Here is a 26145-nt window from a genome sequence, read left to right as displayed (position 1 = left end):
TCAAAGATACCTTTACATTCTGTAGGCATTCTGAAGGATTGCCATTCTGTTTTGCTTCCGCTACCTTCGCTGCAAACGTTCACGGAGGGCCTCATCTGATCATGTGATCATGAAAAAACATTGGCCGTCCCGGATCACCGCCTACGGTAAAAGTTTACTCCATCTCTTCTTTCCCAGGCTTTGTGCCGGATGCCATCGCAACCTGCATACCGGGGAAACCGGCATTTGCCTGGTGTGTATGGCTTCACTCCCGAGAACTTTATTTACCGGCGGCACTGATCACGCGTTGCACAAAATTTTCTGGGGGCGTGTAGAGATCCGGTATGCCACCGCCCTGCTTGCCTTCCGAAGGGGTGGCATCACACAGCGGCTGATCCACGGCATCAAGTATCACGCCCAGCACGACACCGCCCGTGTATTGGGCATGGAACTCGGTCGATGCATTCTGCACATGCAATGGCAGGTGGATGTGATCGTGCCGGTACCACTCACCCGCGAACGATACAGGCAAAGGGGTTACAACCAAAGTGAGTGGATCGCCCGGGAGGTGGCGGAAATTCTGGGTGTTCCATGTGAAACGTTTTGTGTCTTGCGCAGCGGCAACAGGAAAAGTCAGACCCGAAAGGGCCGGTACGAACGTTGGCTCAACGCCGATCACAGCTTCCGGTTGGCGGATCCCATGCGCCTGGCGGGTAAACATGTTCTGGTGGTGGATGATGTGATCACGACGGGTGCAACCCTCGAAGCCATCGCCGCCTTGCTGACGAACCTGCCGGATTGCCGGGTCAGTGTGGCCGCGCTGGCCTTTTCCGTCAGGTCGTGAGGGGAAGATTGCATGTGCTTTTTGATTACTTTTGTGGTATGTTGATAGAAATAGTAAAATCGAAGATTCACAGGGTGACCGTAACCGAGGCCAACCTGAATTACGTGGGAAGCATCACCATTGATGAAGACCTGCTGGATGCCGCCAACCTGATCGCAAACGAAAAGGTACAGGTGGTGAACATCAACAATGGCGAACGACTGGAAACATACATCATCAAAGGTGAACGCGGATCGGGTGTGGTGTGCATGAACGGACCGGCTGCGAGGCGTGTGGCGGTGGGTGACATTGTGATTGTGATCTCGTATGCCCATATGGATTTTGAAGAAGCAAAATCCTTCAAACCCCGCCTGATCTTTCCGGATACGGCAACCAACCGACTGACATAGCTTGGCCAGGAAGAGAATCTTCGTTATCCTCAAATACCTTCTCTTCCTGGGTGTCGGGATCGGACTTCTCTGGTATGTCTCGTCCAAAATAGACATCCGTATTCTGCTCAGCCAGCTGAAAAAAGCCCATTATCAATGGGTGGTACTTTCCGGGGCAATCGCCCTGCTGAGCCATTTGTCAAGAGCCGCCAGATGGAACCTGCTGATCCGGTCACTGGGTTACCCAACCCGGCTTACCACCACCTTTCACGCCACCATGATCGGCTACCTGTCCAACATGGCCATTCCCCGGTTGGGAGAAATCACCCGCTGTGGTGTGCTGGCACGAAAAGGTAAAATACCCCTGCAAAACCTTGTGGGCACCGTGCTGGTGGAACGCGGCATTGATATGCTCAGTTTTCTGCTGATCATCGGCATCACCGTTGTGGTTCAGCTCAACCAGCTGGAAAACTTCCTGGGAACCCACATCTGGGAACCCTTGCAGAACAAATGGGCGGCACAACGCGAACATGTTTGGATTTACCTGGTGGTGCTGATTGTGCTGGCGGTTCTCGGCATCTTAGCCATGAGGTGGGGGATCCGCAAGTTCCGCGCACATGGCGGTAAATACTATTTCAAGTTCAGGCGCATCCTGGTGGGATTCATGAACGGACTGCGCACCATTGCAACCATGCCCGGAAAGGGATTGTTCGTTATGCACACCGTTTTCATCTGGCTCTGCTATTTCCTGATGGTATATGTATGCTTCTTCGCCATGGATGCCACATCCCACCTGGGCGTCGGGGAAGGGTTCACCATCCTGACCACCGGAAGCCTGGGGATACTTGCACCGGTTCCCGGTGGCGTGGGCACCTATCACACCTTTGTTGCCTATACCCTTGAAGAATTGTATAACATTTCAGCCGATTCTTCCGTATCATTCGCTTATTTGGTACATGGCACCCAGTATATCGTGATGGCGGTAACGGGTGGCTTGTCGCTATTAGTGATCACACTTTCTTACCGGAAGAATGCCAATTAACAACAAGTGGGACCATATCCTGGAGAAGATCTACGACGGTGCAAATGCCGCACTGGCTGCACGTCTTCACAGGTGGCGTTTTCAGAACCGAACCATTGTATTCACCAACGGTTGTTTCGACATCCTGCATCCCGGTCATATACATACCCTTGCCACCGCCGCTTCTTTTGGTGACCGATTATTGGTTGCAGTGAATTCGGATAGCTCCGTTCGGCAGCTGAAAGGTTCCGGAAGACCTGTGCATCAAGAAAAAGACAGGATGCTGGTTCTGGCAAGCCTTGGCTTTGTTGATGCCGTGGTACCCTTCGGGGAAGATACTCCTCTGAATTTAATTACATTTGTGCAACCGGACGTGCTGGTAAAAGGAGGAGATTACAAAGCATCGGATGTAGTCGGAGCTGATATTGTGCAAAGCAAAGGCGGGCAGGTAGAAATCGTACCATTCCTCCAGGGACATTCCACGACCGGAATATTGGAAAGAATCTCATCAGAGCATCAACCATGAAGGCCATTACCAGATTCATACTTATCATTCCCATGCTTGCAAGCCTGGTGCTTACTTCCTGCCAGAACAGCAGCAACCTCATGTTCCCTTCGCGTAAAGGCATCGAGAAAAAAATTTCAGCCGGCAAATACGAACGCGTTGACCTTGGGAATGTCGGAAACACGGAAGAATGGGTGTTCAAGGATGGCATGGTGTATATCACAGAAACAACAGGAGCCAAGGCAGGCACCATAACTGATAGCAGCACCTACATCATCCAGGCAGGTCTCACCCGCGCATACATATCCTTCTTCGACTTCTCCAAGTTCTGGCTGAATGAGCGTTTCCGCATCATGCGCCTGAACAAAGACGAAATGGTGCTTTACTACCGCTCGGGTACACAGGGTCCGTATACCGCGGAATTCGTCAAGACCGAATAGGCTTCGACATTGGCCAAAACCCACACCACCTACTTCTGCCAGTCTTGTGGCAGCCAGTCCGCCAAATGGATCGGAAAGTGTCCCAACTGCAACGAATGGAACACTTATGTGGAAGAGGTTGTGGGCAAGTCGGCCGATGAAAAGGCATGGCGCGAAAACGGATCGAAACGAACCACCGCCACCAAAGCCCGCCCGCTGTCTGAAGTATCCTTCGCCGAACAACCACGCATTCTTCTCGCCGACCCCGAACTCAACCGCGTACTCGGCGGAGGTATCGTACCGGGATCCGTTGTACTGCTGGGAGGTGAACCCGGGATCGGTAAATCAACCTTGTTGCTGCAAATGGCCCTGAGCCTGCAGAACGCAAAAGTGCTGTACGTATCAGGAGAAGAAAGTGAGATGCAGATCCGCATGCGCGCCGAACGCATGCAATCCCAAAACCTGAACTGCTTCGTACTCGCCGAAACCGACCTGTCGAACATCTTCTCCCAGGCCAAATCACTGCAACCCGGACTTGTCATCGTAGACTCCATCCAAACCCTCACCAGCAAACAACTGGATGCATCGGCGGGTTCCGTATCCCAGATCCGCGAATGCACGGGTGAACTCCTGCGCTATGCCAAGGAAACTCAAACCCCGGTGGTACTGATCGGTCACATCACCAAAGATGGTCAGCTGGCTGGCCCCAAAGTACTCGAACACATGGTTGACACCGTGCTGCAGTTCGAAGGAGACCGCCACCATGCCTACCGCATCCTCCGCGCCATGAAAAACCGGTTCGGGTCCGCATCCGAAATCGGCATTTACGAAATGAAAGCATCCGGCATGCATCCGGTGGCCAATCCGTCGGAAGTACTCATGAACCGGGGAGAAGATCAACTCAGCGGAACGGCCATTGCAGCCACGGTGGAAGGCATCCGGCCCCTCCTCATCGAAGTGCAGGCACTCGTGAGCACAGCCGTATACGGCACGCCGCAACGCTCATCCACAGGCTTCGACCTGAGACGCCTGAACATGTTGCTGGCCGTACTCGAAAAACGCTGCGGGTTCCGCCTGGGCATGCAGGACGTATTCCTCAACATCGCCGGTGGCATCCGCGTGGACGACCCGGGCATCGACCTGGCCGTGATCGCCGCGCTGCTGTCTTCACACGAAGACATCCCCCTTCCCGCCAACCAATGTTATGCGGGCGAGGTGGGACTCACCGGAGAGATCCGGCCTGTAGCCCGCCTGGAACAACGGATCGCCGAAGCGGAAAAGCTCGGACTGGAAAAGATCATGGTTTCTTCATACGGCCGCAAATCCATTGATACAAGCCGCTTTCGCATCGAAGTGCAATTCGTAAGCAAGGTAGACCAGGCGTTCTCCCTCCTGTTCGCCTGAACCACCCGCCCTAAAACTGCCGCATACTACAGGCAATTGCTTACCTTCGCAGGCAAAATCCGCCTTGATGGAATACCGTTTTCAAGAGATCGAAAAGAAGTGGCAACAACGCTGGAAGGAGGCAGGCACATACCGTATCGCCGAGGATCCGGCCAAACCCAAATACTATGTGCTTGACATGTTCCCCTACCCGTCAGGCGCCGGACTGCACGTAGGACATCCCCTTGGTTACATCGCCTCCGACATTTTTTCCAGGTACAAACGCATGCAAGGCTTCTGTGTACTGCATCCGATGGGATATGATGCATTCGGATTGCCCGCCGAACAGTACGCCATACAAACCGGCCAGCACCCGGCCGTTACCACCGAAAATAACATCCGAAGGTACCGGCAGCAGATGGACATGCTGGGCTTTTCATTCGACTGGGACCGCGAAGTACGCACATGCGATCCTTCCTATTACAAGTGGACACAATGGATTTTCCTGCAGCTGTTCAACCATTGGTTCGACAAAAAGAGCGGACAGGCACAACCCATTTCAGCACTGACGGACGCCTTTCAAAAAAACGGAAATCAAACCATCGATGCAGCCACCGGCTTCAAGGAAACATTCACAGCTGAAGACTGGAACGGATGGGATGAAACCGAACAGGAAAAAATTCTGCAACATTACCGCCTCGCTTTCCGCTCCGAAGCCGTGGTGAACTGGTGCCCCGCCCTGGGAACCGTGCTGGCTAACGATGAGGTGAAAGACGGCCTCTCGGAACGCGGCGGACATCCCGTGGTGCAAAAGAAAATGAAACAGTGGAGCCTGCGCATCACCGCCTATGCGGAGCGATTGCTGCAAGGTTTGGACCAGGTCGACTGGAGCGATGCCCTCAAGGAAATGCAACGCAACTGGATCGGCAAATCCCATGGCGCCGACATCAGCTTTCAGGTTGATGGTTCCGATGCACGCATCAAGGTGTTCACCACCCGTCCCGATACCATCTTCGGTGCAAGCTTCATGGTGCTCGCCCCCGAACACCCGCTGGTAGACGAAATCACCACCGCCGACCAGAAGGCCGCCATCGAAGCCTACAAGGAAAAAACCTCGCGCAAAAGCGAACGGGAACGCCAGGCTGATGTGAAATCGGTCACGGGTTGCTTCACCGGCGCCTATGCCATCAACCCTTTCAACAACGAACAGATTCCGGTTTGGATCGCCGACTACGTGCTGGCTGGCTACGGCACCGGCGCCATCATGGCCGTGCCATCCGGTGACGAGCGCGACTGGCGGTTTGCGAAACAGTTCGGACTGAAGATCGTACCCGTGATCGAAGGACAGGACGCCGAACAGTGCGCGGAAGCCAGCAAGGATGCTATGCTTACCAACAGCGATTTCCTCAACGGCATGCGGGTACCCGAAGCCATCAAAGCCGCCATCAAAAAAATCGAAGAACTGGGCATCGGTCACGGAACCGTGAACTACAAGCTGCGCGATGCCGTGTTCGGCAGGCAACGCTACTGGGGTGAACCCATCCCGGTGTTTTATAAAAACGGCGTGCCCCACACCGTGGAAGAAAACGAGCTGCCCGTGCTGCTTCCCGAGATCGACAAGTACCAACCCACCGAAGACGGCGATGCACCCCTGGCGCGTGCGAAAAACTGGAAGTACCGGAACGAATTCGAATACGAGCACACCACCATGCCCGGCTGGGCCGGCTCCAGCTGGTACTGGCTGCGCTACATGGACCCCAAGAACGAAAACGAACCGTTCGCCAAAGACAAAGAGAAATACTGGCAACAGGTGGACCTTTACATCGGCGGCTCCGAACACGCCACCGGCCACCTGCTGTATTCAAGGTTCTGGAACCAGTTCATGTTCGACCTCGGCATGGTATCCCACAAAGAACCGTTCAAGAAACTGGTGAACCAGGGGATGATTCTGGGCATGGCCCATCTGGTATATTTCGATCCGCACACACGCAAAGCATACTCCAGTGATATCCGTGAAAAGTTGAGTGATGATGTCTCGCTGGTACCCACCTATGCCCTGATAGACCTTGTGGACCAGGAGCGCCTGGATGTGGAAGGCTTTAAAAAATGGAAGCCCGACTTTTCCGATTACACCTTCGAGTTTAACGATCAGGGCCTGTTCATGTGTGAGGCTGTGGTTGAGAAAATGTCCAAGTCCAAGTTCAACGTCGTATCTCCCGACACGAATCCCGAGACAGGCAAGGAAGGCATTGTTGAACGTTACGGCACCGACACGTTGCGCCTGTACGAGATGTTCCTCGGTCCGCTCACCATCGCCAAGCCCTGGGATACCCACGGCATCGAAGGCACCTTCCGTTTTCTGAAGAAAGTGTGGGGGTTGTTTTACGACAAGGAAGGCAACTGGCTGGTGCAAGATTCGCCTGCCAACCCAAAAGAACTGAAGGCCCTTCACAAGACCATCAAAAAGATCGGCGACGACATCGAACGCCTGTCGATGAACACGGCGGTGAGCCAGTTCATGATCTGCATCAACGAGCTGTCGGACCTGAAATGCCACAATCGCGAAGTATTGGAAAGCTTCGTATTGCTGCTGGCACCCTTCGCACCTCACATCTGCGAAGAACTGTGGGAAGCGCTTGGGCACAAGGAGAGCATCACCACCGGTACGTTCCCGGAATACAACGAAGACTACCTGCAGGAAGATACCGTGATGTACCCGGTTTCCTTCAACGGGAAAACCAGGTTTACGGTGGAGTTGCCGGCAGCCCTGGGACCGGCGGAGATTGAAAAGGAAGTGCTGGCGATGGAGCACAGCGCCAAATGGCTCGACGGGAAAAAGCCCAAAAAGGTCATTGTGGTGCCGGGGCGGATCGTCAACGTTGTGATGTAAAACCAACACAAAACCGGAGCATGGCCGGGATACGTCAGATAGTTTGGAATGCAATTTGCGTTTGCTGGGGCATGAGACGTACCTATGCCATCCTGATGACCCTCATCCTGGTTTCGCTGACACAGCTCAGTGCGCAGGATGAGAACAGCGTGAAAGAACACGTGGTCAAGACCTTCCGCGAAGTGGACACCCAACCTTTCAAAATCGGGGAAAAGCTCAAATACCGTGTGCACTACGGCATCGTAGATGCAGGGGAAGCGCAGCTCGAGGTACAGTCCTCCCGGAAAATAGGATCCCGATCGGTCTATCACATCGTGGGATCCGGCAAATCACAAGGCGCTTTCGATTGGTTTTTTAAGGTGCGCGACCGGTACGAAACGTACATGGACAGCCTGGCACTTTTTCCGTGGGTGTTTGTTCGCAGGGTGGATGAAGGTGGATATAAACTGGAGCAGGACTACATCTTCAACCAGTTCAAGAACAAGGTCAAAAGCCAGCAGAAGCAAGCCGAGTATGAAGTCCCCGACAATGTACAAGACATCCTGTCGGCCTTTTACTTTGCTCGCGCCCTGGATTTTTCAGATGCAAAACCCGGAACAGAATACGAGATCCCCACGTTCATCGACGAAGAACTATGGCCGTTCCGCATCAAATATGTGGGCAGTGAAGAACTAAAAACGAAACTGGGCACCTTCCGGGTGCTGAAATTCAATCCCGTGATCCAGATCGGCCGCGTATTCAAGGCGGAAGAAGACCTCACCATCTGGATCACCGACGACCCCAATCACATCCCCGTTCGCCTGCAGGCGGAGGTGCTGGTGGGCTCCATCAAAATGGACATCAAAAGCATAAACGGGAATGCCTATCCGCTTGCGCTGGTGAAAGAAGATTAACGAAAAGCGAACAAACCGGGAAAGGAAAACACCGGTCTCACATAAGTTTTTTATCTTTAAGCAAGACGTCGGGAGGTCAGGGACACTTGGAAGCAAAAGAATCTAACGGTTTTTTTGCTTTGTCCCTTGGGCAAACTTCACGAGGCTGTTTTCTTTGTATCCATCAAACTTTTTACCTGTGAGTTTGACTTTACGGAGGTGATCGGGTAAATCTTCTTTCTCCCGGAGGAGGTATGGGTGGGACAAATATTAAAGCTATATTAGTTTCTGTAATTGTCGGCTACAGGTGCCAAATCTGAATTCAAATGCTGAACCTGAAAAGTGTTATTCTTGAAATTAAGGTCCGGGACTACCAACGCTTTGTTGCGGGTCTTGAGGAAAACAATGCCAACAATTACCTCTTTCTGTTAAAAGCTTACAGGAATTCCGTTGATCAGCCGCAAACCGACGAAGAGATACGGGAAAAGATGGGCTTGACCGCCACGGCATTTCATACGATGAAATCCCGGTTGTACGACAAGGTGCAGGATTTCCTTTTCCAGAATTTTGAAGGCTTGCATGTGGATCTCCGCAAAAAACTGGATTCACTTCCGAGGCTGATCTATAGCGACAGGTACCATCCGCATATCGCCATTGCCATCCTGGAACACATGGTGCATGTGCTGGAGGAAAACGACATGCCACACGACCTGATCAAGGTGTATGATGCCTTGCGTCGCATGCACCTGCATGCACCCAAGTTCTTTGACTATACCCGTGCATACAACCGACAGATGGCCTATGCGCTTGCACTCGACAAGGCACAGGGGATTGCACTGGAACTGAGCCGTAAGATCGGAGAATATGACCTGTCACATGATGATGAAACGTGGGAACTGATCCTAACGCTCCGCCAGGAGATCAACAACATTTCGGGGTTGTATTCATCCCACCGGTTGCGCTTCCAAAGTCACATCGCCCACCTTTCCGTAGCGCTGCTCACTCCGGCAGACGACGGGATGGATGCATCCTCGCACTCCATCGAAGATCACCTTGCCATGGCCCGCAAGCTCATCCATCAACATCCCGATGATCCTTTCTATGCCTCATGCAAGCCATTGATGGATTATCTCAGTTTCGAGTTTTACCTGAAATACCATATGCACAAGAAAGCGCAGACCTACTATGACCTGGTTTGCCAGGACATACCAGGCATGCTGCGCCTGGCTCCGCTATGTGCTTCTTCCCATTTCTTCACATCAAAAACAACGTACTTCAAGGAAATCAAACGCCTGCCTGAAATGGCTGCAGACGTTCAATTGCTTGAGGAGAGCGGATTTGATGCATCATTGCTGGACCACGTTTCCTATGCACATTACATGATCCACAAAGCAGCCACCGCTTTCTTTGTAGGAAAATACCGCAAAGCAGTGAAGCACCTCAACCGGCTGCAACAGGATGTGATGTTCAAAAACATGGTACATGCCGAAATCGAAGTGAAGGTTTTTCTGATCCTTTGTCACAGCATGTCACGGAATTTCCCGGAGGCAAAAGACCAGATCAAGAGCCTTTCGACCAAGCTCCGCAACCACAACCTCACCAAGCGATACCAGCATGTGATCTCCCTGATGAAATTCTTTCGGATCGCCATCAAGAGAAGCATGGTCAAAACGCGCTATTCCACCATCAAACTCGCCGAATACCGCGATACCTTCATCCGTCAGAACACCGGTCGGGACCAGATCCTGCCCTTTATCAGCTGGCAAGATGACGGCATCATCCGTCGCATTTCCTCGCGCCCTGAAGAATGGGCCGAGAAATGGTAACACACACTTCGCCCCGGTGAACAGTACTCCGGTTCATGTCTTTCCAGGTGTGAACCGGAGAAGGTTTGTCGAGCGAACCGTTCCTCACCGCAGCACTTCCCATTCCACACCGGGCATCATTCTCCTGAACAGATCCAGGCGACGTTCCAAAGCATGACCGGCTTGCCTGCCGATGCAACCCACCACACGGTCGGGCCATGCACCCACCCCGGTCAATGCATGCTGAAGATAAACTTGCAGGGCTTCCGCTTCCACACAAACATCCACAAACGCAGCCTGGTTGGCAGCCACAAGCATACCGGCCCTGATATGTGCTGATGCGGCATCCGTATCCACAACCACAATGCGGAGCACTTCCGGTTTCTTCCAGCGCTTTCCGCGCCGGGCAATTTGGTGTAGTTCTTTCATGACATGTTGAATGACAACCAAATCTATTCGAAAGTACCGGGATACAGGGAAAAATAACCTGACGGACTTGCCCATGCAAGATCAAACAACAGATTCGCTGATCAGCTATCTTGATATTTACGTAGCGAAACGAAGAAAACCGTTCCCACATCTTCCTTGGTTTCAAACCAGATTGAGCCCTGGGTGCTTTCCACGATGTTCTTGACCATGGCCAGTCCCAGCCCCATGCCGCCGGTTTTGGTGGTAAAGTTGGGCACAAAAATGCGATCCAGTCGATCACGGGGAATTCCGCTTCCGTTGTCTTTCACTTGTACCAGCCAGTGTTGCCCGTCATCTTCCAGGAAGACCTCGATTCTTCCTTCCCTTTCTTCAGGTACGGATTGCATCCCGTTTTTGATCAGGTTATTGAACACCCGAAGCAGCTGATCTTTGTCTGCAAATACAAGTGCTGCACCATCTGCCTCACTGCGGTAAGTCACATGTGAAGCTTCTGTATCGTCATACAGGCTGACGGCGTTTCGCAGCATCTGATCCAGATCGATCACCTCGTTCTTTGGTTTCGGCATTTTGGCGAAATTGGAGAATTCGGTTGCAATGGTGGAGAGCGCCTCAATCTGCTCGATCATGGATCGGGTGAATTTGTGGAGGCGTTCTTCCCGGTCGGGCGCCTGGTCTTTCCAAGCCCTTTCCAGGTGCTGGATGCTCAGCTTCATGGGTGTGAGCGGGTTCTTGATCTCGTGTGCCACCTGTCTGGCCATTTCCTGCCAGGCACTTTCACGTTCCGACTTCTGCAGCAGCTCCACACTTTGGGCCAGCTCATCAATCATGCGGTTGTATTCCCGCACCAGGTTCCCGATTTCATCGGAAGCCTTCCACTCAATGGGTTCATTGCTTCTTCCCAGTTTGATTTTACTCAACTTGTCCTGGATCATCTGCAGCGGTTTGGTGATCCGGTTGGCGACAAACAGCGCCACCACCAATGTGGCCATCAGCAGCAAACCGTAAATATTGATCAGGGTAGCCATGAACGTCTGTACACCCCGTTCGATCTCGCTCTTCTTGGCGAAATAGGGAAGACTGAGGTAAGCCAGCAATTCGTTCTGATCATTGCGGAAAGGCACATATGCCGCAAAATATTTGAGTTTTCCGATGTGCTCTTCCTGGACATATTCCGCTTTGTTCTCAATCACCATTTCCGCATAGGCGTGCGGGTCCATTTTGGGTGCGATAAGTCCTTTCTCAAACAAGCTCGAACGCGAAGAAGCGACCAGGTTTCCTTCGGGATCATACAGGTTGATATCGGTGAAGAAGATGTTGCTGGACCGTTTCAATATGTACGTCACATAACCTTCCACGTCGGATGAAAGTTCATGCGTATCGCCCAGTTTGCTTTCCACTTCGTTCAACACCGAATGGATGCGTTCGCGGATGTTCTGGTAGTTCGCGGTGTTGTATTGAAGGTTGATGTAGTAGATGGTTCCCACACCGAGGAGGCCCAGTGCAAAGAACAGGATCACCATGATGTACAGCTGGATCTTGTTCTTGAAAGTGAGCGCCCGCAGATTAATCTTCAGCGGAAGAAATCCGAAGACCGTCAGCAAACCGGCAAACAGCGAGAGAAAGATAAATTGGTAAGAGAACAATGATGAATGCTCCAGGAACCGCTTCTCTTTGCTGCTCACCACGGTCAGGTCATCTCCCTGGCGACGGATCACGTGTTCGAATCCTCCGGAAAAGAAATAATCGGTGCGGGTGGCAGGCGCCAGGAACTGTTCCATGTTGAGGTTGTAGGGAAAGTCTCCCCGGTGATCGATAAGTGCACCGTTTTTGTAATGCGCGTATGCGTAATTCTCGAGCCTGCTTCTTTTCTTAATCTCGCTGTTGGATGCATCGATCAGAAGTTCCGGATACCCGATACCCTTAGGGATGATCTTGGCGTTCAGCGTCAGGTACAGGGCGCCCAATTGGTCTGACGGAAGGGTGTCGTTTAAAAAGACAAGGCGTCCGATGTAGCCGTTCTGCGCCAGCAGGCTATTGGTCTGGAACAGGTTTTCCGACACTTCGGTGGGTTTGCTTTCCAGGTTGATCTTGCGGTCAAGTTCATTCCTGGAATACTGCCCGTTGTTCTGCGCAATTTTCAGTTTGGGATCATCTTCCTTTCTGAACAGGTACAGGGCAATTTCGTATTTCTCCCAGTAGCCGCTGAAGTAGTTTTGCAGGATTTTCTCTTTCAGACGCTGCACACTGGATGGCTTACGCCGGGCACTGAAATAGTTCTTCAGATCCTCATCCTTCAGCAGGCGCTCTTCCATGTCTTTGAACAACACCTCACCGATATGGTCCGGTTCATCAGCCAGCACCCCTGCCAGGTAATCCATGTTCTTCCGCTCATTGATCTCGTTGTACTTGTACAGAATCTTGGTTGCCAGCAGGGAAAAGAACAGCACAATCAGGATGAGTTTCGGAAACGTATAAGCGTGCTCCGGCCTTCGCTTGAAATAGCCCACCAATAGTACCACCACCAGCGGCCATCCCATCATGGCCACATCCACTGTACCCTGCTGGTGAGAGTAAATAATGAACAGGGTGGAGGTGATTCCAAAACAGATCATCAGCCGTTTCTGGGTATCTTCCGTGATGTATCCCCCGAGGCTGGAAATGCCTTCGGAAATGAACGGAATCGTAGAGCTCACCCACTTATCCGCCACCAGGAGAAAAGAAAACAGCAGCAGGGCCATGGACAGGAAGCCTATGTAACTGTATGTATTCAGCGACAGAAAATCGTTGATGTTCAGAGAGACCTTGGAATGTTCCACGAGTCCACGCAGGAGGTCGGTCACAAAACGTCCGTACAGGTACAGCGCGAAAAGGAACACGGAAGCCACAGCAATCTTAGCGGTAGCGCCCCATTTCACGGCGGGATTTTTCCAGTTCACCCGTCGGTTGATCACCACCGCCAGGTAAAACAGGAGGATGGCATTGATGAGGAAATCACCCAGCGACGGAAAGACTGCTGATGCAGCGTAATAGTTCGGACTGAACACTTCGAGTCCGTAGATCACATTGGGGAAACGGATGCGCAGGGTGAGGTGGCGGAGCAGCAAAACGGCACCTACCAGCAGAAGTCCGGCCCCCACCGATCCGATGTTGCGTCCCATCACTTTACATTCCATCTCCAGGTATATCAACGCACAGATCAATCCCAGCACCGCCAATATGACGGCAACCGGATTTCCTTCCATATCACCGTTCGCCTCATCTGCCTGTACCGGACTCAGAGAAAGCAGGAACTTTCCTTTGTAATCCTTCACGTCTATATACTTCTCCTGCGATTGGTGACTGATTTGGTAGGTCAGGGGGAGTCCGAACGACGGATGAAACTGGCTTTGCAGATACCTGTTCCGATAGGGGTATTCGTTTTTCAGGAGAATCAGACCCACCTCCACCAATGGTCCACGGGCGAGCACACGAACCTCATACCAGCCATTCTGCAAACGCACCAAACCATCACGCTGAAAATAGCTTTCAGAAAAAAGCTTGCTGAGCGGAGCTGCAATGGAACTCCAGTACACCAGTGAATCCCGGTAGTAAGAGAGCAAGATAAGCCCATCTTTTTCAAACAGGTGATCGGTTCTTTGCTGATCGCTCACCATCAGGCTGTCCCACTGACTAACCCGCTTGCATGCAGTCAGGTGTTTGAGATGCTGATCGAGATCTTGTTCTTTCCGGTGCAGCTTTTCCTCAAACGTGTGCACGCGCTTCTGAAGGAAGTACGACTGCCCCTTGAACACACCCAACATCGTGGTTGCAGCAAAGAAAACAACCGCCAGGGCAAGGTACAGGAACCGGTTACGGGCGAGCTTTTGGGTCTGGTCGCGCATGTGATGATGGCTTGTGCTAATTTAGGTCAAATTCAGCAAAGGCCATGTGCAACGGGAACGGCTTTTTGTCCCCGCATGAAACGCAGATGAAAATCGGGATGCTAGTTGTTCAGGGCTTCTGCACCTCCCACGATCTCGAGGATCTCCGTGGTAATGGCGGCCTGACGGGCTTTGTTGTAGGTCAGCTTCAGCTCTTTCAACAACTCCTTGGCATTGTCGGTGGCCTTGTGCATGGCGGTCATACGTGCACCATGCTCGGCTGCATGTGAATCCAGCAAAGCCTTGTACAATTGGGTCTTGAGTGATTTCGGGATGAGGTCGCGAACAATCTCTTCCTTTCCCGGCTCAAAAATATAGTCGATGCTGAACTTCTCGGATGAGGCTCCTTCAGCTTCCGGCGGGGTAGCCGGGAGGAAGGGTTCTTTCTGAATCACCTGGGATGCGGCGTTGCGGAACTGGTTGTACACCAATTCTACCTTGCCGTATTTACCTGCCGCGTAATCTTTCATGATCTCCTCGGCAAGCGGTGCGACATGTGCGAAATCAAGCTCATCATACAAATGATCCTGACGGCCGATGTGTTTCACGTGCGTGGCTTTGCGAAAAATATCGGAAGCCTTTTTTCCCACGGTGATCACGTCCACTTCACCGGCCTTCATTTGCTCGGCGTAAACGGTTCTGATCTGCTGGTTGGCTGCCTTGATCACGTTGGTGTTGAAGGCACCGCAGAGTCCGCGGTTGGAGGTGATCACCACCAGCAGCACCCTGTTGGAACTGTTGGTTTCTGCGTACGGACTTGAAGCATCGCCTTCCAGGGCGGCACCCAGGTTCCACAGCAGTTCCTGCAGCTTTTGTGCATACGGCCTCATTTGAAGGATGGCATCCTGGGCACGTCTCAACTTCGCAGCCGATACCATTTTCATGGCGCTGGTGATCTGCGACGTGGATGAAACAGAGGTGATCCGGGTTCTGACTTCCTTTAGGCTTGGCACGGTCTACTGCGATTGAAGATGATCAACTTATTTTGCGTACCGGGCTGACAGGTCGGCGGCAACTTTTTCCATCGTGGCGATGGCATTGTCCGACAGGTTACCCGATTTCAGGTCTTTCAGTACATCTGCGTGTTTGTCGCGCATGAACGCCAGATAATCGCGTTCGAACTCGCGCACCTTGTTCACGGGTACCTTCTGGAGAAGTCCTTTGGTACCGCAGAAAATGATGGCGATCTGCTCTTCAACCGTCAGCGGAGAGAACTGTCCCTGCTTCAGGATTTCCACGTTGCGGCTACCTTTATCAAGCACCGCTTTGGTGGCGGCGTCGAGGTCGGAACCGAACTTGGAGAAGGCTTCCAGTTCACGGAACTGGGCCTGGTCGAGTTTCAGTGTACCGGCTACCTTCTTCATCGACTTGATCTGTGCGTTACCACCCACACGCGATACCGAGATACCTACGTTGATAGCGGGGCGCACACCTGAGTTGAACAGGTTCGACTCAAGGAAGATCTGACCGTCGGTGATGGAGATCACGTTGGTAGGGATGTATGCGGATACGTCACCGGCCTGTGTTTCGATGATCGGAAGGGCAGTCAGTGAACCGCCACCTTTCACCACACCCTTCAGTGATTCGGGCAGGTCGTTCATGTTGGCAGCGATCTTATCTGAGTTGATGACTTTCGCCGAACGCTCCAGCAGGCGGGAGTGCAGGTAGAATACGTCACCGGGATAGGCTTCACGACCGGGAGGACGGCGAAGCAGCAGGGACACCTCGCGGTATGCCACGGCTTGCTTGGACAGGTCATCATATACGATCAGTGCGGGGCGGCCGGTATCGCGGAAGTACTCGCCGATGGCAGCGCCGGTGAAGGCCGAATACAGCTGCATGGGAGCCGGGTCGGATGCGGTGGCCGCAACAACCACGGTATACGGCATGGCACCGTTGTCTTCGAGGATCTTTACCACGTTGGCGATGGTGGAACCTTTCTGACCGATGGCCACATAGATACAGAACACGGCTTCACCGCGATCGTAAAATTCTTTCTGGTTGATGATGGTATCGATGGCCACTGCCGACTTACCTGTCTGACGGTCACCGATGATCAGCTCACGTTGTCCGCGTCCTACGGGAATCATGGCGTCGATGGCCTTGATACCGGTTTGAAGCGGTTCGTTAACGGGCTGACGGTAGATTACACCGGGCGCTTTGCGCTCCAGGGGCATTTCATAAAGTTCACCTTCAAGCGGGCCTTTGCCGTCGATGGGCTCACCGAGTGTGTTGATCACACGTCCGCACATGCCGTCGCCCACTTTCACGCTGGCGATCTGTCCGGTGCGTTTCACTACGTCACCTTCTTTGATCTCCTGGGAGTTACCCAGCAATACGGCACCCACGTTGTCTTCCTCAAGGTTCATCACGATCCCGCGGACACCGTTTTCGAACTCGATCAATTCACCGGACTTCACCTTTGACAGGCCGTAGATGCGGGCAATCCCGTCACCCACCTGCAGTACGGTGCCTACTTCCTGGAGTTCCGACTCGGTCTTTGAGCCGGCGAGTTGTTCACGCAGGATATTCGATACTTCAGCTGGTTTGATTTCAGGCATGGCTTGAAATTATTGTTCGTTTACGCTTTACATTTCCCGGATGAAGGGGTTTTCGCTGAACACCTTGCGCAGCTCCTTCAACCTGTGTGCGACGCTGGCATCATATTGCCTGTCGCCGAATTTGATGATAAATCCGCCGATCAGCGACGGGTCTGTTTTTTCGATCAGTTCCACCTGTGCTCCGGCTTTTTCGCTGATCATCGAGAGGATCTTTTTCTTCATGTCTTCCGACATGGATACGGCCGCGATTACCTCGGCGGTCATAATCCCCTTGTACTCTTTGTATTGTTTCACCACCTCATTGGCGATCTCTTCCAACAGCGTCTCCCTGCGTTTGCGCGTGATCAGGTTGATAAACTCCATGGAAGGCTTGCTGATCTTGCTTTCGAAGATTTTCTTCAGCACGGTGATTTTGTTGTCGGTCTTCACGATGGGGCTGTGCAGCATCACCGCCAGGTCGCGACTGTCATGAATGGTGTTGGCCACCAACTTCATGTCGGCATACAATTCTTCCACCTTCCCCTGGTCGATGCCCAGTTTCAGGAATGATTTTGCATAGCGATTGGCTGCCCGTAAACCTTTCATGTGATCAATTAGTTGAGGTTAACCTCGTCCAGCAGGGTTGAGTTCAGGTTCTTCTGCTTCTCTTCCTGGGTGAGTTCGTTGCGCAGGATCTTCTCAGCGATGTCGATGGACAGGGTAGCCACCTGGTTTTTCAACTCGGTGATGGCTGCCATCTTTTCGTTCTTGATGGTTTCCCTTGCAGCCACGATCAGGCGATCGGCTTCATCCTTGGCCTTGTTCTTGGCTTCGGCGACGATCTTGTCCTTCATGTCGCGGGCATCCTTCAGCATGGCATCCCTTTCGATGCGCGCTTCCTGGAGCAGCTTCTCATTGGAAGCTTGCAGGCTCGCCATTTCGGTACGGGCCTTTTCGGCTTCATCGAGCGCATTCTCGATGGATGTTTCCCTTTCCTTCAGGGCACCCAGGATGGGTTTCCAGGCAAACTTCTTCAGGATGAAGAGGACCACCAGGAAGGAGACCATCATCCAGAACAGAAGGCCTATGGCAGGTTGTATCAGTTCCATGTGTTTTCTTTAAGGTATCCGTTTGTTGAACCACGGAATTGTGCCCTCGCCACCGGAAGGTGACAAGGGCTTTCCGTATATACAGATGCCGTTAGAAATTATTTCAAGAACACAACCAACAGACCGATTACCATCGCGAAGAAGGCGGCACCTTCCACGAGGGCGGCTGTCAGGATCATGTTGGCGCGCAGGTCGTTGATTGCTTCCGGCTGACGTGCCATGGCTTGGAGGGCTTCACCACCGATTCTACCGATACCAAGGGCAGCACCTACTGCAGCCAGACTAGCACCGAGGGCGGCAACGCCGTAACCCAATCCACCTTGTTGTAACATTTCCACGAGTAACATATTCGCTTGATTTAAGGGTTTAACAAAAATTCATTAATGATGATCATGATGTTCTTCCACCGCCATGCCGAAATAAATGGCCGACAGCAGGGTGAACACATATGCCTGGATAAAGGCCACCAGCAATTCGAGCATGGCCATGAATACGGTGAACACCAGGCTCAGCACGCTGGAGCCATAACCCGCGATGGGGTTGAGTTCACCGAAAATGAAAATAAGGCTGAAGAAAGACAGGGCGATGATGTGGCCCGCCGTGATGTTGGCGAACAACCGAACCATCAGCACGAAAGGCTTCAGGAACACACCCAGCAACTCAATGATGGTCAGGATGGGCAGCACAGCCACGGGTACGCCCGGCATGGCGAAGATGTGCCTCCAGTAGTGTTTGTTTCCGCGGATGGTGGTGATGATAAATGTCATCAGGGCCAGTGCCATGCACACGGTGATGCTACCTGTTACGTTGGCTCCGCCCGGCATGATGGGGATCAGTCCGAGCAGGTTGTTGATCCATATAAAAAAGAAAACGGTGAGAAGGAAGGGCATGAAGCGCTCGTACTTTTTCTCACCGATGGTTGATTTGGCAATTTCATCGCGAACAAAGACGATGATAGGCTCCAGCAAGGATTGAATGCCGCGGGGTGCCTTCACGCCGTTGCGTTTATATGCTTTGGCTACCTGGAAGAATACCAGCAGCATCAAGGTCAGACTGAACAGGATGGAGGCCACATTCTTGGTGATGCTGAAGTCCCACAGTCCGGCTGTAGCCGCTTCGTCCACTTCACCGTTTGCATCCACCACCTTGATCTTATCGTGTTCCATCACATAGCGGTTGTTCACCACGTGCTCATGTTCAAACGCATTTGACATGGCGAAGGTAAAACCGGTTGCCTGGTCATAAAGGATAACAGGAAGCGGAATGGATACGGGGTTTTCGTGACTGCCGAGGATGTGCCACTCATGTGAGTCGGCGATGTGGCCCATGATAAGTTCGCTGGCGTTGAACTTTTGTTCGTGATGTTCGGTCGGTTCCGCGCCGGATGCCTCAGGCTCGGAGGCGTTGGCAAACGGACTTGCAACGAGCGCCCCGGTGAAGATCACGGTCAGGGCTAAAATCAACTTGTTCAATGCAGCGTATTTCATGTGCGTCAAGGGTTTCCGGGCTTTTCTATCGCCAAAGGCCCGAAAAACGACCGCAAAGCTATGTAATTCTATTGATTAAAAAAATAATTTTCTTCAGGATATTCACGTATTCCACGAACCTGCATTGGGGTTCCACCGGCACCTGTTTCGGGCCGATGAGATAAGGCTAGCGGAGTGCCTTCATCAGGTTGAGGCGCTCAATGGCTGCGTACACAATGTAGCAGGCACCAAACAGCACGATCACCTCGGGGGCATATTCCTTCCATTGCCACAGGAAAACGAAGAGGAGGGTGAAGTAGATCATCAGCTTGATCACGCTGGTGAGCATGAAGGCGCGAACGAAATTGTTGTTGCCATCTTTGCGGGCCTTCAGCAGACGGTAGCCCGACCACAGGCCCACAGCATAGAATACGATCACAACAGGCAGGGCCTGGAACCATTCGAGGTGTGCTTCCGGAAATGCGACATACTTCACCACAAGGATCGCGGCGGACAAAAGAAGGGTACCGATGGTGAGTACCCTGGCATACTTCAGGAAGGTCTCGGTTTGCATATCAACGTTGTTGTGTCAGCTGTTTGAAGAGGTAGTAAAGGGCAAAGGCAGTGGCAAGCAGGGTGGTGATGGCGGTCACCCAGTTCTGTTCGTGTTCGAAGTGGCGATCAATCTTGTAGCCGCCGAACACGCCCAGCAGGATCAGGGCCATGGTTTGGAAAGCAATGCCGGAATAACGCACATAAGCGTTGTACTTCCGGTCATCAGGCGGGGACGGATTCTCTTTCCTTTTTGTCTTTTCGGAGTTCTCCGTTGCTTTGTCCATTCAGGTTGATTTGCGGCTTTTCTTTCCCCATGTTGCAGGTTCCGGAAAGGTTGGCACCCGGTTCGATGCCGAGTTTACCGGTAACGATATCCCCTTCCACTTTCGCGGTGGCTTTGAGGAGCAGCAACTCCACAACGGTGACTTTTCCTTTGATCGAGCCGATCACATCGGCATTCTGGCAGGTGATCTCTCCTTCCACGCTTCCGGTTGGGCCGATCACGACCTTGCCTTTGGAATGGATGGAGCCGACCACGGAACCATCTACCCTCAGGTTACCGGAAGATTTGATCTCTCCTTCGATGGTTGTTCCTTCTCCGATCTTGTTATGAAGGTTGTCTACTTCGACGATTTTGGCCATGGATACCGCTTTTTTTGTAAACATACGCAATTCTCGAATGTGCAAATATAGCTATTTTTCCCCGGCTGCGGATGCTCACTGTGCCTGGGTTTCTATGGTTCAACGCTATCGTTTGCCATTCATTTTGGAGATGCGATCGGACTGAAGAGATCCTGCACGGGAATCTGGAAATACTCCGCCAGTTGCCACAGTTCTTCAAAAGTGGGTTGCAGTTCATTGTCCAGCAGCAGGGAAAGCCGCTTCGGTGCAATGATCCCGGTGTGTTCCAAAGCTTTCCTGTTGGGCGGAATGCCTCCCTGGCGCAGCGCCAGTTGCAAGCGAATGGCATTCCGGATGCGGTGTGTTTTATGTGTGACTACCATGTTGTTTTTTTGCCATAAATGTAATTATCATTTACATTTTAATCAACACATGATTTACATTTGTTCCGGTTAGGGTTAAAGCCCGCCGGCAGATCCGAGTATATTCTCCTCCGGTGCCGGCGAAACGGGAAAAGGGTGGCGGGTGACCGCACCCTTTTTCTGTTTGTATGATTCAAAACGTTGAGGAATAAAGACGCCAATGATTGAGTGCTAAACGAAGAAAAAAATCCCAACGGGATTCAAGGTTTATAGAAAACACGAACAATGGAAAACCCTGCGACCCCATCGGGGTCGTACATCATCGCACCCATGCAATCACCTATAAACATTCAATGCCTTTGGCATTGGGTTTCTGCCTGGATAAACACATTCCACTTGATCAGCACGCAGGCACTAAAAACAACAAGAGCATACAGTCAGCACATATTATCTGTATGCTGTTGCTGTATGCTCTTGCAGTTTTTGTGGAGCATATCGGAGTCGAACCGATGACCTCTACAATGCCATTGTAGCGCTCTAGCCAGCTGAGCTAATGCCCCTTGAAAATTCCTTGCTTCACAAGGGACTGCAAAAATATCATTTTTTCAGAATCCCCCAACAGGCGATTATCGAACACAGCATCATTACATGACAGAAGGGCACACAGCCTATCCGCCGTACGCCCTTCTCTATGCTGTTGCTGTATGCGCTTGCTTGCCCGCCGTAGCTTTAGCGGAGGAGGGCTTATCTTTCCAGTACCACCCTTCTCACTTCTACGCCACCTTTATGCACGATGCGTACCATGTATATGCCATCAGGCACATGACCCAGGTCGAATTGCGCGTTCAGGCCACCCGTCATTTCAGCTTCCCGTTCTGCCACCAGGCTGCCATTGACAGATTGTATGCTGATGTTCGCGTGGCCTGTGATATTATCGGCACGTACATACAAACTGCCGCCACTTGGATTGGGATAGACGTTCACGATCGGATCCGGTTGTGCTTCATCCGGTAACGGATCATTCTTGGATGGGGCCGACGTTCCGATCACCACATAAGCAACGCTTTCGTTCACATGGGATCTTTCTGTGTCGCGTACCTGGTCTTCATCCACACTTACACGAATGGCACAGGTATATGGATCAAGCTTTCCTGCCACAACCGGCCAGCCGCCATTGCCGCCTTTCATGGCCACCGTGCTCACAAGGGCAACACCCGGGGCAGACATACAGGGATGCGGGTAGATATATCCGTCGGACTCATCTTCCACACCCCTGACAACCTCCGGACCGATTTTCGCATAGTAAGCCTGGTTCCCTATCTGTCCATAGCTTTCCTCAAAAATCATGTATCCAATGGTCTCGTCGTTGCGGGAGGTCACCGGATCTTCACCCACATGCTTGCCACAGGCAAACTCACGGCCATATTCATACGGTTCATTGTGCTTCAACGCAGAACTGGCCCAGAACACCGACCAGCCCGGGTCATTTTCGGACATGACCTGGCCAATTATCACAGGATGTTCGTATTCATTCTGATACCACCGCTCTTCGAGTTTCCAGTGGCCCGAACCGGCGGTTTCGGTGGAATTGACCTTAACGGCCTCCATACGGATCCCATTGTCGGGTATGGTGTACACGCCTTCTTCGCAGACCATGTAATTCACTGTGTAATCCACCAGCTGCTCACCGGAAGGATTCTGCACGCGCAATTCGAAATTATTGCTGCCAACATTTCTAACACGTGTTACCGCCGGACTGCTATGAACGCCGTTCGGCAACACCACTGTTGCGACCACCACCGCAGAGGTATAGGTGTTTTGCATCGTTACCATCATCCAGTTGCTGGACACATGCGGCAGGGTACCTGCTTCATATGTCACACCCGTATGCAGGACAGGTGGCGGTTGATTGTCTTCTTCCAATTTGTTGTAAGCTCCGGACCCCGATGTTTGGGAGAAAGCGGGTACGCTGCCGTTCAACGCCAGTAGAACAATGAAAAGCAGGCGTACGGATGGTGAATGTGTATTCATAACCGGTACGTTTTAAATGAGCAAGAAAGAATGAAAAGCGTCATCGGAGGTACCGCAAATTACGATAAGTATTGTAACCGAGGTGTAAATCCGGTTTCATTAAAAATTTACGGTTGTTTTAAGAGAAGATGAGGAATTCCATATTCCCGGACTTATCTCCCAAGGGTTACAATGAAAAGTTCCGGCCTGTCAAAGACAAACCGGAACGGCTGATAATAGGATATAATGGAATCAAACCCTGAACCGGAGAAATCCGAAAGCCATCGAAAGCGTGGGATTGTTTTTGGAAACGAATGTGAGCACATCACGTGTGGCCACACCCAGCTCCCAGGTTCCGCCCTCACCCATGTCTACGACGAGGCCTGCTGGCAGGTTGAAGCCATAGTTACCGCCTACGGTTAGTCCGGTAGACAGGCGCAACCATGGCAATGCCTGGAAGTCGCCACCGACGGCAATCACCGGCTTTTCAATGTTGCCGGGCTCATCGTTGCCGGGCATCACCGCATCCAGTCCCAATTCGAGTTTCTCAGAGAAGGCGATGCTGCCGCCCAGTCGGATCACGGTGGGAAGTTTTTCTTTGCGTTCTGCCTGGCCGTCCCAGGTGAACATACCACTGTCGCCAAGTATCTCGGTGGCTTCGGAAAAGATGTTATAGCTGTTGAAGCCTGCCGATTCGGAATCCCACAGGGAAGTATCGCGGGCTTCATATACGTTTCCGTTCCATGTCATGCTGCCAATATCGGTGATGGCCGCAGATGCCTTGATGTTGTCATTCAGCGTCAGTGTCACTCCGAAGTCTAAACCCATGCCACTGCCCACAGACTTCGGCAGAAATCCGCTGCCCTGTTCCAGGTTGGATGGGTTGATCTTCCCTGCCGAGCCGTAATCGATATCAATGGCTGGTGTGACCGCTGAAATGGCTTTGAGTTGCCCGCCGTCAGCTGTCACGTCTACGATGGCCATTCCTGACAGATATTTCAAACCCGCACCGGCATAAAGGGCCAGCTTATCTCCATCGCCTTCATCTTTGGCTATGCCGAAGAGTTTCACACCGTAGCTAAAATTGAATTCTCGCATCCACGACAGGCTGATACGGGAACCATCCAGTATCTCCGAGAAAAGCTTGGGTTGATTGGTATAAGCTTCCTTCACGGAGTCGGGGTTGAAATTCGGATCGGATGCCAGGAGCGTATCTCCGTTCATCATGATTTTATTGGTAAAGTAGTCGGCGTTGAAACCTTCAAAAAGGATATCCGACGTCAGGTCATTGAAGCGGGAATACCACTGGATGCGTTCGCGGGTTCCGAATGCGAATCCGCCGATCTTTTTGGTCTGGACCGCCAGGTTGAGCAGGCCAAGATCTACGTTGATGCTAAGTCCGGCATCGGCAAATTCCTTGGCGGCTTTCACCTTATCTTCATAAGTGAAATCATCGCTGTTGAAATCGCGGATGCTCTTGCGCAGATCAGGTTTGGTCAGCGCTTCCGAATAAATGGAGTAGGCGGATTCAAGAAGCCCGAAGGAAACAAAATGCCCTTCGTATTTGGGCGGAAGCCCCAGGTTGGCCGGGTTGATACCGATGGTTTGATAGTCGGTAACCATGGATGTGGACACGCCTGCACGGCCTGTGGCAGAGAAGACGCTTCTTTCTTGTTGGGCCCGGACGGGGAGCGAGATAGCAACCGCACCCATTGCAATCAACAGGTATTTCATGGTGATGATTTAGGATGAATGTGTATGTGCAAGATACATACTTTTCGGAGATGCGACAGGGCACAGCTTCCCACAAAAAAACCCTCCCCCGGAAAGGGGAGGGTTGACATTCGGAATAAGGGAGATCAGAGTGTTCCTCTGCTTTCCTGTTCACGTTCAATGGCTTCGAAGAGGGCCTTGAAATTACCTTTACCAAAGGACTTCGCACCTTTGCGCTGGATGATTTCATAGAACACCGTCGGACGATCTTCCACGGGTTTAGTGAAGATCTGAAGCAGGTATCCTTCGTCATCGCGGTCGATCAGGATGCCCAGTTCTTTCAACGGCTTCAGATCTTCATCAATCTCGCCCACACGATCCAGTACATCATCATAGTATGTGGCAGGCACATGGAGGAACTCAACGCCCCGTTGACGAAGCTGGGTCACCGTTTCAATGATGTTATCCGTTGCCACGGCGATGTGTTGCACACCGGGTCCACGGTAAAACTCCAGGTACTCTTCAATCTGCGATTTCTTTTTTCCTTCGGCGGGTTCGTTGATTGGGAATTTGATGCGGCCGTTGCCATTGCTCATCACCTTACTCATCAGGGCTGTGTACTCGGTGGAAATGTCTTTGTCGTCAAAGGACACCAGTTGTGCGAAACCCATCACCTCGCCATAAAACTTCACCCACTCGTTCATGCCGTTCAGCTCTACGTTGCCCACCATGTGGTCTATGAACTTGAGGCCGATGGAACTGGGGTTGTAGTCAGATTCCCATTTGCGGAAACCAGGCAGGAACAGGCCTTTGTAATTGTTGCGCTCTACAAAGATGTGCACGGTTTCTCCGTAGGTATGAATACCGGAGCGAACCACTTCACCATTGTCGTCTTTTTCCACGGTGGGTTGCATAAAAGGTTTTGCACCGCGTTTGGTGGCTTCTTCGAAAGCTTTACGGGCATCTGGCACCCACAATGCGATCACTTTCACGCCGTCGCCGTGTTGTTTGATGTGCTCGGCGATGGGCGATTCGGGAGTCAGCGGCGTGGTCAGTACCAGCCTGATCTTGTCTTGTTGAAGCACGTAGGAAGTGGCTTCTTTGTTCCCGGTCTCAAGGCCGGAATATGCGAGCGACTGAAAACCGAAAGCGGTTTTGTAATAGTGAGCGGCCTGCTTGGCATTGCCTACATAGAACTCTACGTAATCGGTACCGTTGATGGGCATGAAATCCTGCGCATCCTGGAAGATCTTCTCCGTACCGTACTCTACATTTTTCAGTTGGGTTGCCATATTTCTCTTGATTTAAATTGACACGATTTCTTGTTATTCATT

At 52.0% G+C, this 26145-nt stretch carries 24 protein-coding genes and 1 tRNA gene; 9 read left to right on the top strand and 16 right to left on the bottom strand.

Annotated elements, in window-relative coordinates:
* The first annotated feature begins 109 nt into the window (after nt 1-109).
* The 9 genes from H6585_15300 to H6585_15260 all read left to right on the top strand — a co-directional run bounded on the left by H6585_15300 (nt 110) and on the right by H6585_15260 (nt 10107).
* Entirely contained in the window at nt 110-823 is a 714-nt protein-coding gene (locus H6585_15300) for a ComF family protein (protein ID MCB9449697.1), read from the top strand.
* A 38-nt stretch (nt 824-861) separates the two neighbouring features.
* Nucleotides 862-1212, top strand: a complete 351-nt coding sequence (locus tag H6585_15295; protein ID MCB9449696.1) for an aspartate 1-decarboxylase — start codon at nt 862-864, stop codon at nt 1210-1212.
* Between the two features lies 1 nt (nt 1213).
* Nucleotides 1214-2233 (top strand): flippase-like domain-containing protein, encoded by a 1020-nt coding sequence (locus H6585_15290; GenBank protein MCB9449695.1) that lies wholly within the window; start codon nt 1214-1216, stop codon nt 2231-2233.
* The gene (rfaE2, locus tag H6585_15285) at nt 2223-2738 is read left to right on the top strand and encodes a D-glycero-beta-D-manno-heptose 1-phosphate adenylyltransferase (GenBank protein ID MCB9449694.1); all 516 of its coding nucleotides are present in this window, start codon (nt 2223-2225) and stop codon (nt 2736-2738) included. Before H6585_15290 ends, rfaE2 begins: the two co-directional genes overlap by 11 nt.
* Nucleotides 2735-3157 carry a hypothetical protein gene (locus tag H6585_15280; protein MCB9449693.1) on the top strand — a complete coding sequence of 141 codons (423 nt, stop codon included), beginning with the start codon at nt 2735-2737 and terminating at the stop codon, nt 3155-3157. The genes rfaE2 and H6585_15280 overlap by 4 nt, the downstream gene beginning before the upstream one ends.
* A 9-nt stretch (nt 3158-3166) precedes the next feature.
* Nucleotides 3167-4540: a DNA repair protein RadA gene (radA, locus tag H6585_15275; GenBank protein MCB9449692.1), complete on the top strand. Its 1374-nt coding sequence runs from the start codon at nt 3167-3169 to the stop codon at nt 4538-4540.
* Between the two features lie 67 nt (nt 4541-4607).
* Nucleotides 4608-7409, top strand: coding sequence for a leucine--tRNA ligase (locus H6585_15270; protein MCB9449691.1), 2802 nt, complete (start codon nt 4608-4610; stop codon nt 7407-7409).
* A 71-nt stretch (nt 7410-7480) separates the two neighbouring features.
* Nucleotides 7481-8302 (top strand): DUF3108 domain-containing protein, encoded by an 822-nt coding sequence (locus H6585_15265; GenBank protein MCB9449690.1) that lies wholly within the window; start codon nt 7481-7483, stop codon nt 8300-8302.
* Nucleotides 8303-8607: 305 nt separating this feature from the next.
* Complete coding sequence (locus H6585_15260; GenBank protein ID MCB9449689.1) at nt 8608-10107, top strand: hypothetical protein; 1500 nt, start codon at nt 8608-8610, stop codon at nt 10105-10107.
* Nucleotides 10108-10191: 84 nt separating this feature from the next.
* Here H6585_15260 and H6585_15255 read toward each other — a convergent pair whose 3' ends face one another.
* The 16 genes from H6585_15255 to hppD form a co-directional block, all read right to left on the bottom strand.
* Nucleotides 10192-10515: a hypothetical protein gene (locus tag H6585_15255; protein ID MCB9449688.1), complete on the bottom strand. Its 324-nt coding sequence runs from the start codon at nt 10513-10515 to the stop codon at nt 10192-10194.
* A gap of 101 nt (nt 10516-10616) precedes the next feature.
* On the bottom strand, nt 10617-14396 hold the full coding sequence (locus H6585_15250) for a HAMP domain-containing protein (protein MCB9449687.1): 3780 nt from the start codon (nt 14394-14396) through the stop codon (nt 10617-10619).
* A gap of 101 nt (nt 14397-14497) precedes the next feature.
* On the bottom strand, nt 14498-15388 hold the full coding sequence (gene atpG / locus H6585_15245) for an ATP synthase F1 subunit gamma (GenBank protein ID MCB9449686.1): 891 nt from the start codon (nt 15386-15388) through the stop codon (nt 14498-14500).
* Between the two features lie 27 nt (nt 15389-15415).
* A complete protein-coding gene (locus H6585_15240) occupies nt 15416-16996 on the bottom strand; it encodes a F0F1 ATP synthase subunit alpha (GenBank protein ID MCB9449685.1) in 1581 nt (526 codons plus the stop codon).
* A 27-nt stretch (nt 16997-17023) separates the two neighbouring features.
* Nucleotides 17024-17581, bottom strand: coding sequence for an ATP synthase F1 subunit delta (gene atpH / locus H6585_15235; protein ID MCB9449684.1), 558 nt, complete (start codon nt 17579-17581; stop codon nt 17024-17026).
* A gap of 8 nt (nt 17582-17589) precedes the next feature.
* Nucleotides 17590-18084: a F0F1 ATP synthase subunit B gene (locus H6585_15230; GenBank protein MCB9449683.1), complete on the bottom strand. Its 495-nt coding sequence runs from the start codon at nt 18082-18084 to the stop codon at nt 17590-17592.
* A 98-nt stretch (nt 18085-18182) separates the two neighbouring features.
* Nucleotides 18183-18431: an ATP synthase F0 subunit C gene (gene atpE / locus H6585_15225; protein MCB9449682.1), complete on the bottom strand. Its 249-nt coding sequence runs from the start codon at nt 18429-18431 to the stop codon at nt 18183-18185.
* A 33-nt stretch (nt 18432-18464) separates the two neighbouring features.
* Entirely contained in the window at nt 18465-19571 is a 1107-nt protein-coding gene (gene atpB / locus H6585_15220; protein ID MCB9449681.1) for a F0F1 ATP synthase subunit A, read from the bottom strand.
* A gap of 166 nt (nt 19572-19737) precedes the next feature.
* Nucleotides 19738-20124, bottom strand: coding sequence for a hypothetical protein (locus H6585_15215; protein ID MCB9449680.1), 387 nt, complete (start codon nt 20122-20124; stop codon nt 19738-19740).
* Nucleotide 20125: 1 nt separating this feature from the next.
* The gene (locus H6585_15210; GenBank protein MCB9449679.1) at nt 20126-20275 is read right to left on the bottom strand and encodes an AtpZ/AtpI family protein; all 150 of its coding nucleotides are present in this window, start codon (nt 20273-20275) and stop codon (nt 20126-20128) included.
* A 52-nt stretch (nt 20276-20327) separates the two neighbouring features.
* Nucleotides 20328-20747 (bottom strand): polymer-forming cytoskeletal protein, encoded by a 420-nt coding sequence (locus H6585_15205; GenBank protein MCB9449678.1) that lies wholly within the window; start codon nt 20745-20747, stop codon nt 20328-20330.
* Between the two features lie 119 nt (nt 20748-20866).
* Entirely contained in the window at nt 20867-21109 is a 243-nt protein-coding gene (locus tag H6585_15200; GenBank protein MCB9449677.1) for a hypothetical protein, read from the bottom strand.
* A gap of 465 nt (nt 21110-21574) precedes the next feature.
* Nucleotides 21575-21648: transfer RNA gene (locus H6585_15195), tRNA-Ala, on the bottom strand.
* Between the two features lie 184 nt (nt 21649-21832).
* Nucleotides 21833-23119, bottom strand: a complete 1287-nt coding sequence (locus tag H6585_15190; protein MCB9449676.1) for a T9SS type A sorting domain-containing protein — start codon at nt 23117-23119, stop codon at nt 21833-21835.
* A 231-nt stretch (nt 23120-23350) separates the two neighbouring features.
* Complete coding sequence (locus H6585_15185) at nt 23351-24832, bottom strand: hypothetical protein (GenBank protein MCB9449675.1); 1482 nt, start codon at nt 24830-24832, stop codon at nt 23351-23353.
* A gap of 125 nt (nt 24833-24957) precedes the next feature.
* Nucleotides 24958-26103 (bottom strand): 4-hydroxyphenylpyruvate dioxygenase, encoded by a 1146-nt coding sequence (gene hppD, locus H6585_15180; protein MCB9449674.1) that lies wholly within the window; start codon nt 26101-26103, stop codon nt 24958-24960.
* Between the last annotated feature and the right edge of the window lie 42 nt (nt 26104-26145).

Source organism: Flavobacteriales bacterium (genome assembly GCA_020635855.1).
GTDB lineage: Bacteria > Bacteroidota > Bacteroidia > JACJYZ01 > JACJYZ01 > JACJYZ01.
Note: the sequence above shows the minus strand (reverse complement) of the source record. Positions and strands in the feature narration are given on the sequence as shown.

Bases quoted from the DNA above. Each gene is read 5' to 3' on its own strand.
- H6585_15300 (MCB9449697.1), top strand. From the start codon at position 110: ATGAAAAAACATTGGCCGTCCCGGATCACCGCCTACGGTAAAAGTTTA.
- H6585_15295 (MCB9449696.1), top strand. From the start codon at position 862: ATGTTGATAGAAATAGTAAAATCGAAGATTCACAGGGTGACCGTAACC.
- rfaE2 (MCB9449694.1), top strand. From the start codon at position 2,223: ATGCCAATTAACAACAAGTGGGACCATATCCTGGAGAAGATCTACGAC.
- H6585_15280 (MCB9449693.1), top strand. From the start codon at position 2,735: ATGAAGGCCATTACCAGATTCATACTTATCATTCCCATGCTTGCAAGC.
- H6585_15270 (MCB9449691.1), top strand. From the start codon at position 4,608: ATGGAATACCGTTTTCAAGAGATCGAAAAGAAGTGGCAACAACGCTGG.
- H6585_15265 (MCB9449690.1), top strand. From the start codon at position 7,481: ATGAGACGTACCTATGCCATCCTGATGACCCTCATCCTGGTTTCGCTG.
- H6585_15260 (MCB9449689.1), top strand. From the start codon at position 8,608: ATGCTGAACCTGAAAAGTGTTATTCTTGAAATTAAGGTCCGGGACTAC.
- H6585_15255 (MCB9449688.1), bottom strand. From the start codon at position 10,515: ATGAAAGAACTACACCAAATTGCCCGGCGCGGAAAGCGCTGGAAGAAA.
- H6585_15250 (MCB9449687.1), bottom strand. From the start codon at position 14,396: ATGCGCGACCAGACCCAAAAGCTCGCCCGTAACCGGTTCCTGTACCTT.
- H6585_15240 (MCB9449685.1), bottom strand. From the start codon at position 16,996: ATGCCTGAAATCAAACCAGCTGAAGTATCGAATATCCTGCGTGAACAA.
- atpH (MCB9449684.1), bottom strand. From the start codon at position 17,581: ATGAAAGGTTTACGGGCAGCCAATCGCTATGCAAAATCATTCCTGAAA.
- H6585_15230 (MCB9449683.1), bottom strand. From the start codon at position 18,084: ATGGAACTGATACAACCTGCCATAGGCCTTCTGTTCTGGATGATGGTC.
- atpE (MCB9449682.1), bottom strand. From the start codon at position 18,431: ATGTTACTCGTGGAAATGTTACAACAAGGTGGATTGGGTTACGGCGTT.
- atpB (MCB9449681.1), bottom strand. From the start codon at position 19,571: ATGAAATACGCTGCATTGAACAAGTTGATTTTAGCCCTGACCGTGATC.
- H6585_15215 (MCB9449680.1), bottom strand. From the start codon at position 20,124: ATGCAAACCGAGACCTTCCTGAAGTATGCCAGGGTACTCACCATCGGT.
- H6585_15210 (MCB9449679.1), bottom strand. From the start codon at position 20,275: ATGGCCCTGATCCTGCTGGGCGTGTTCGGCGGCTACAAGATTGATCGC.
- H6585_15205 (MCB9449678.1), bottom strand. From the start codon at position 20,747: ATGGCCAAAATCGTCGAAGTAGACAACCTTCATAACAAGATCGGAGAA.
- H6585_15200 (MCB9449677.1), bottom strand. From the start codon at position 21,109: ATGGTAGTCACACATAAAACACACCGCATCCGGAATGCCATTCGCTTG.
- H6585_15190 (MCB9449676.1), bottom strand. From the start codon at position 23,119: ATGAATACACATTCACCATCCGTACGCCTGCTTTTCATTGTTCTACTG.
- H6585_15185 (MCB9449675.1), bottom strand. From the start codon at position 24,832: ATGAAATACCTGTTGATTGCAATGGGTGCGGTTGCTATCTCGCTCCCC.
- hppD (MCB9449674.1), bottom strand. From the start codon at position 26,103: ATGGCAACCCAACTGAAAAATGTAGAGTACGGTACGGAGAAGATCTTC.